Below are 6,549 nucleotides of genomic sequence, written 5' to 3'. Positions count from 1 at the left end.
CGAGCTTGATGCCGAGGTCTTCGGAAATGACCTGGCCACCGGTGAGGATGGCGATGTCTTCCAGCATGGCCTTGCGGCGATCACCGAAGCCCGGCGCCTTGACGGCAGCGATCTTCAGGCCGCCACGCAGCTTGTTGACGACCAGCGTGGCCAGGGCCTCGCCTTCGACGTCTTCCGAGATGATGACCAGCGGCTTCGAGGTCTGCACGACAGCCTCGAGGATCGGCAGCATGGCCTGCAGGTTGGAGAGCTTCTTCTCGTGGAGCAGGATGTAGGCGTCTTCCAGATCCGCAACCATCTTTTCGGCGTTGGTGACGAAGTAGGGCGAGAGATAGCCGCGGTCGAACTGCATGCCTTCGACGACTTCGAGCTCGGTCTCGGCGGTCTTGGCTTCCTCGACCGTGATGACGCCCTCATTGCCGACCTTCTGCATCGCTTCCGCGATCATCGAGCCGACCGAAACGTCGCCATTGCCGGCGATGGTGCCGACCTGGGCAACCTCTTCCGAGGTCTTGATCTTCTTGGCGTTCTTGATCAGCGTCGCGACGACGTCGGCGACAGCGAGGTCGATGCCGCGCTTGAGGTCCATCGGGTTCATGCCGGCGGCAACCGACTTGTGGCCTTCCTGGACGATCGACTGTGCCAGAACGGTCGCGGTCGTAGTGCCGTCGCCGGCGATGTCGTTGGTCTTCGAAGCAACTTCGCGGACCATCTGCGCGCCCATGTTCTCGAACTTGTCCTCAAGCTCGATTTCCTTGGCGACGGTGACGCCGTCCTTGGTGATGCGCGGTGCGCCGAACGACTTGTCGATGACGACGTTGCGGCCCTTGGGGCCGAGCGTGACCTTCACCGCGTCGGCGAGGATGTTGACGCCGCGCAGCATGCGCTCACGAGCGTCGCGGGAGAATTTTACGTCTTTGGCAGCCATTTTTTACTCCTGGGCATTTCGCCCGAAATTCAGATTGGATGGTGCGGATGAAAGGCGGCGTGTCAGCCGATGACGCCCATAATGTCCGCTTCCTTCATGATCAGAAGGTCTTCGCCGTTGAGCTTGACTTCGGTGCCCGACCACTTGCCGAACAGGATGCGGTCGCCGGCCTTGACGTCCAGCGGGACGAGCTTGCCGGCTTCGTCGCGGGCGCCGGAACCGATGGCGATGATCTCGCCTTCCTGCGGCTTTTCCTTAGCCGTATCGGGGATGATGATCCCGCCGGCGGTCTTCGCTTCGGACTCGACGCGGCGAACGACCACGCGGTCATGCAGCGGCCGGAAATTCGACTTTGCCATTTTTGGATTTCCCTGGTGCGGATGTTGAACGGTTCTCCGTTGCCGGAGCGTGGTTAGCACTCACCAGAAGCGAGTGCTAACGCGGCAGTGAGATAGGCCGTAGGCTCCTGCTAGTCAAGACGGAAGAGGGACGGGCGAAGAGCAAACGAGCGTGGAAGCACCGAGCCTTTTACGTGAAAGACGTCGGAGATAGGACATGGATGGGGAGGCTCACCATCTGTAATTGAAGCCTTATTCATTTGGCACGATCGGTGCAGCGGGTGATCCGCAAACGTTGGCGCGCGACAAATATGAGAGGTGAGCGCCATCAGGACTCTTGCGGTTAACGGGTCCCGGTGTTGGCCGCCGCGCGGGCGCCAGGACTCCGGCCATCCCGATAAGTCACCAATCCATCTGCGGAGAACAGGAGGCAAGATGACAGCGACAGTCAGCATGAACTCGAATTTGAAATGTTTGGCCAAAGCAACTGCCATCGCCTTGCTCTGGACGGTCACGGCTACGTCGGCGGACGAAGGTATGTGGATGCCGGGCCAGACTGCGGAAGTGGGCGCGGCCATGCGCGCGGATGGGCTCCAGATCGATCCCGCCCACCTGGGCCGTCTGGACGCTGACCCGCTCAACGCGATCGTATCACTGGGCGGATGCTCCGCCTCGTTCGTCAGTCCACAAGGGCTGGTCGCAACCAATCATCACTGCGTGTTCGAATCCATCCAATACCACAGCAAGGAGGGCCAGGACTATCTCACAGACGGCTTTCTGGCGAAGAGCCCTGGGTGAAGAATTGCCGCTGCGCCAGGCAGCCGAATCTATGTGATCGAGGACGTGCGGGATGTGACCGCCGAAATGCTCAAGGGCGTCTCGGACAAGCTGAATGGGTTTGCCCGCTATGAGCGGCTCGCCACGAACCGCAAGGCCCTGATCGCCGCATGTGAAGGACAGCCCAATCGCCGCTGCGACGTAGGGGCCTATTATGGCGGCGCCTCCTACTATCTCCAGCAGAAGCTCGAAATCGAGGACGTGCGCCTTGTCTATGCGCCCGCGCTCGGCATCGGTAACTTCGGCGGCGAAACGGACAATTGGATGTGGCCGCGCCACACAGGCGACTTCGGCTTTTATCGCGCCTATGTCGCTCCTGATGATTCCTCCCGGCCATATGCGCGCGACAATGTGCCTTACCGGCCGAAGAGTTGGCTACCCATAGCCTGTGAAGGCGTCAAGGAAGGCGACCTCGTGATGGTCGCCGGCTTTCCCGGCGCAACCCACCAGTTCCTGACGGCGGATGAAGTCCGGTTCAACTTCGCGCAATTCGAACCGCGGTTGCAGCGTTCGCTCTCGGATTATGCCGCCCAGATCAACCAGGCAACGGCATGCAATCGCGAGGCGCAGATCCATTGACCGCCCGCTTCACAAATGGCTCGGCCTAAAACGCATGGGAAAAGCAGAAAAGGCAACAGATCGGCACCAGAATGAATATGGCCGCGCGAACTGACAGACGCGCCAACAATCGGCATCTCGCATGGTCGGTGGCACTGGACGTGGCGCCCACCCTGCTGGCGCGACTCCCCATCAGGTCGTCGGGGTTTCGCTGGCGAAAAAAACTTCCGCGTGTCTCTGCGCGATCCATCCCGCTTGCGCGTGCCTAGTCAACCAAAAAACTGACCATCTGCAGGAGCAGGATCAGCAAAAAAAAGCCAAAGGCAGACGCCAAAACAGCTGCCTGCAGGACGATGCGTTGTTTCTTACCCACAGTTCCCCCGGGAGAGAGTCTGATGATAACCCTTAAAAAAGGGCGCCCGGGAACAGGGCGCCCTTCTCATCGACGAAATGCTCGGATTGGAGGTCCGTGATCAAGCAATTCGCCGAAACCTCTACAAGCCTCACCACAATGGTTCGGCCGCAAATTAGGCTCGCAGTTACCGCTCCGAACGCGGCAACGGGCTCTTCAATCCTCAGAACGAGCGCTGGAAGCGGAGCAGACCGCCGACGCTGTTCTTCTTGTCGGCATTGGTCCAGTTAGAGAAGTCCACATCCCCGAACTTGCCAGCGTGGAGATAGTCGACTTCGGCCGTGATCGTCAGACCAGGAACGATATCGTAGGCGACATTGGCAGCAATGCCGAGGTTCTTCCACTCGTCATACGCCGCCTGAAGGTTGAACGAGGTCTTCTCGTTGAACTTGTAGGTGCCGCCGCCCCAGACGGCCCAGTTGCCACCCCACTGCTTGTAGAAGCCGCGACCGCCGGCAGGAATAGCGTAGGTCCCATCGGTTAGGTTGTCGTCGGTCCCATAGCCAGCCATAATGAACAGCGACAGTTCGTTGGTGGCGTTCACATCCAAGCGGACCTTGCCGACTACCTCTTCGTAGTTGCTGTCGTAAGCCACGACGCCGGTGATGGCGCCCCAGCCCTGCGTGTACTTCACGCCGCCGACAAGATGCGGAACGTAGCTGTCGATCGTGCCGACGACGCCAGAACCCTCTTCGAGCGATACCACGGCGGAGAAGCCATTGCCTGCGTCGAAGTAGTACTGCACGACGTTGGTGTCAAAATCGCCGTAGGGAACGAGCGTATCGTTGATGACGTTGCCGGCATAGCCGATAAACGTATCGAAGGCCGATTCGTCCTTACCGACGCGCAGGCCACCAAGCTGGATCCAGGCGAAGTTCAGTGTGATGCCCTTGTTGAAGGCATAGTTCTGGGGACTGTCGGGACCCGAATAGGCGTTGCGGTTACCGAAATTGAATTTGGTCTCGGTGTATGTCTTCAAAGTACCGAGTTCGGTTTCCTGGCCGGTCCAAGTCCTTAGGTCAAAGCGGGCGTTCTTGCGCCAGGTGCCCTGGTCGCTGCCGTCTTGGACGTCGTGGGTCCGCGCCCCGTCGTAGGATCCAACGTCGCCGACGCCGATGTCGTAGCGGACATAGCCACCGATGCGCAGGCAGGTCTCGGTGCCGGGGATGTAGAAGTAGCCCGAGCCGTACACGTCGCAGATCTTGACGTATTCAGCCGGTTCCGGCTCGGCGACGGTCACCGCGTCGGCGGCGCGGGCGCCGGAAACTGCGATCAGAGCCGCAGCTGAGCCGAGAAGAAGGCTCTTGATGTTCATAATTGATCTCCATTCAATGATTTGAAAAGGGCGAGGACGTCGATGGACGAACCGCTCCCTGTCCCCACGATCGAAAAAGATGCGCATCGCGATGCATCCTTCCCGGCTCGAACGCTATTCGCTGGGCGAATTAGTGCAAGTTCAAATTCCGTTTGCCAACCATATATAGAAGTATCCGTTGCATTATTGCCACTAAATCTATTGTATTACTTGCACAAATTGAACAACTATACATTTGCACAAATCGCACAATTGGTACATCTGCTTGTGCGCACTTACATAATGCGCGGACAGCCATCGGCATCCGGCCAATTGTCAGATAGATTCAATCAGAGAAACAGCCTGGGCGGCGGATGAAACAACTTCTGTGTTCATACCTTCTCTGAGCAATTCGATAGGGACGCGACCCTTGAGAAGAGGCGAGGGGCTGATCAGCCACAGCCAAGCCAGTCTGGGATCGGAGATCGAGGAAAGGACCTGCCTGATTCCGGGCATAGGCCTGCCGTCGATGAACTGAGCCAGGGGAAATACATGCTTACGGGAGCCTCTCCGAAAGGCAACCACATCATTGTGTTGCTGCCACCAATACAAAGTGGACCGCGGTATTCCAAAACGTCTCTCGAGATGCGTCGACCCCGCAACTGGACCGGCCCATTCTGCAATGCGCGCGCCTTCTCTCGGGCAATCTTTCAGAACCGGATGCCCGAGCGGATGATCGGCTGCCCGGGGTCGCGAAGCGATCTCACCCGCCTGGGCGTTTAGCCGTCGCGCTGCTTCGGCCTCGAGCCTACCAAGAAATTCGGCGGCCACGGCGGTCAATTCGTTGGAAGGAGAACCCGAAGGCGCAACAGCAGCCTTGTCACCCTGCTTCGCCTCATCGCATTGGGCAAGAATGCGCTGCACCTCCCTCATGACAAAGCTTGAAAGCTCGGTCTGGCGCTTTTCATCCCCAAGATCACTCGACGCGGACATATCTGGCTTTCCCAATAGCATTCCCTCAGCAAGCCTCCGAAAGAGCGTTGAAGACATGAAGTTGGGGGGACGGCGATGTGTTGCGTTTTCGTATGCGCGCAACCTAGCAGCCGTCTTGCGGCTTCAACTTTTGCCTCTCAACAAAAAAGGGAAGAACATCAATTGACGACCGTCTTGCCCCCACGATCGAAACAGACGCACATCGCAGTGCACGCTTCACAGTGGGACGCTATCCGCGATGCTCATTTGTGCAAGTTTAAAGTTTAGCTTGCCAGCTTTATATAATTAGACGTTTCTTTTATGCAACACTTTTCCAAGTGTTACTTGCACAAATCGAACGTATCGCACATTTAGACGAACTGTACATTCGATAGCGACTTTGGCGCACGCGTTTACTGGCGGTATACATCCTTCACCGTTGCCGCAAGGCATTGGCCCAGGCGCGCGGCACCTCCTTCACGACAAAGGTTGAAAGCCCGTCCTCGGGCGTTTCATTTCCAAGATCACTTCGATCCACTCATACGGGCTTCCCGAGCGAGATCGTGGGTTCGGACGGTGCGAATGAATTTCTCGTTATAATCGAATTGATTATAAGGGATATTTCTACGTTGAGTATAAAGGATGTCAAGCCCGCGCCAGCGGCAATTTTGTCCGGGCGACCTCCGTTTCGTCGAGGACATGGTGGCGAAAGCGATAAAGCTTCGCCGGCCGACCGCCGGTATCAAATGCACTTTCGCCGGTCTCCGCCACCAGTTCCTGCTGCTCCATCAACCGGCGAAAGTTCTGCTGAAGCGCCCCTGCCGATCTAATCGTCAACGCCGTCCGCGTCAGCGCATTGCCATCGGTCAGAAAGCCGACGACATTGTTGATGACGAATGTAACGATCCGCGGCTTCAGAGAGGAATGCGCGCTTCGTCCAGATGGATGGAGTGGGCTGGCAGGTCCGGGCGGCCGCGCCGTTGAGGATGCAGCATCGAGAGCCGCGCTCGCCGAGGATGACATAGGTCGAGATTCGCGCCGGAAGTCTTGCTCCATGTCTCCCACGAATCCATTGGCAGGATCCCGGGTTCTTCGCAGTGGTCAGCGTCGAGCGTTATCGAACCGTGGTAGTTGAGGTTTGCTTCGGTGACGTGGATGCCGTGCAGCTTGCCGGCGACTATTTTTCGCATTGGTCCCGTTGTCCTATTCA

General features: G+C 58.1%; 5 protein-coding genes and 2 pseudogenes. 1 reads left to right on the top strand and 6 read right to left on the bottom strand.

The genetic code is table 11. The features are described from left to right. Together groEL and groES are read right to left on the bottom strand one after the other, a co-directional pair. On the bottom strand, positions 1-928 hold a 928-nt coding region (gene groEL / locus NKI24_RS35405; RefSeq protein WP_352686991.1), incomplete at its 3' end, for a chaperonin GroEL. Positions 929-990: 62 nt separating this feature from the next. Further along, the gene (groES, locus tag NKI24_RS35400; protein ID WP_352750774.1) at positions 991-1,287 is read right to left on the bottom strand and encodes a co-chaperone GroES; all 297 of its coding nucleotides are present in this window, start codon (positions 1,285-1,287) and stop codon (positions 991-993) included. Between the two features lie 414 nt (positions 1,288-1,701). Between groES and NKI24_RS35395 the strand changes: the two are divergent. Beyond that, positions 1,702-2,682, top strand: a pseudogene (locus NKI24_RS35395) (S46 family peptidase). A gap of 554 nt (positions 2,683-3,236) precedes the next feature. Here NKI24_RS35395 and NKI24_RS35390 read toward each other — a convergent pair. The 4 genes and pseudogenes from NKI24_RS35390 to NKI24_RS35375 form a co-directional block, all read right to left on the bottom strand. Beyond that, the gene (locus NKI24_RS35390) at positions 3,237-4,388 is read right to left on the bottom strand and encodes a porin (protein WP_352750772.1); all 1,152 of its coding nucleotides are present in this window, start codon (positions 4,386-4,388) and stop codon (positions 3,237-3,239) included. Between the two features lie 315 nt (positions 4,389-4,703). Next, a complete protein-coding gene (locus NKI24_RS35385; RefSeq protein ID WP_352566723.1) occupies positions 4,704-5,360 on the bottom strand; it encodes an antitoxin Xre/MbcA/ParS-like domain-containing protein in 657 nt (218 codons plus the stop codon). A 624-nt stretch (positions 5,361-5,984) separates the two neighbouring features. Continuing rightward, positions 5,985-6,176, bottom strand: coding sequence for an NrtR DNA-binding winged helix domain-containing protein (locus tag NKI24_RS35380; RefSeq protein ID WP_352750776.1), 192 nt, complete (start codon positions 6,174-6,176; stop codon positions 5,985-5,987). Between the two features lie 45 nt (positions 6,177-6,221). Continuing rightward, positions 6,222-6,529 (bottom strand): annotated as a pseudogene (locus NKI24_RS35375) (aspartate 1-decarboxylase); the annotation flags it as partial. Between the last annotated feature and the right edge of the window lie 20 nt (positions 6,530-6,549).

The sequence above is a fragment of the Mesorhizobium sp. M0701 genome (genome assembly GCF_040320365.1).
In the GTDB taxonomy this organism is placed as follows: domain Bacteria; phylum Pseudomonadota; class Alphaproteobacteria; order Rhizobiales; family Rhizobiaceae; genus Mesorhizobium.
This window is presented reverse-complemented; position numbering and strand designations above follow the sequence as displayed.